The sequence below is a fragment of the Vibrio marinisediminis genome (genome assembly GCF_014050145.1).
In the GTDB taxonomy this organism is placed as follows: domain Bacteria; phylum Pseudomonadota; class Gammaproteobacteria; order Enterobacterales; family Vibrionaceae; genus Vibrio; species Vibrio marinisediminis.
Genome location: NZ_JACFYF010000470.1, coordinates 1 through 221 on the forward strand (window position 1 = coordinate 1; position 221 = coordinate 221).

Below are 221 nucleotides of genomic sequence, written 5' to 3' on the forward strand. Positions count from 1 at the left end.
GTGCGCAGGTTGTCGGCGAGGGGCGAGATCACAAAGGCCAGGCCGCCGGTGATCCAGAACAGCTGACGATAGGTGAAGCCCTTGCGTACCATCCAGCTGCGCAGCACGTCGAAGGCGCGGCGCTCATCCAGGGCGTTGATATAGGTCATCGCCACCAGCAGGAAGAGCATCAGCTCGGTGAACTCGAGCAGGGTCTCGCGGAAGGCGTGCTCGGCCTCTGT

At 63.3% G+C, this 221-nt stretch carries 1 protein-coding gene; it reads right to left on the minus strand.

Annotated elements, in window-relative coordinates:
- On the minus strand, positions 1 to 221 hold a 221-nt coding region (gene nhaD, locus H2O73_RS21770; RefSeq protein WP_182110877.1), incomplete at both ends, for a sodium:proton antiporter NhaD.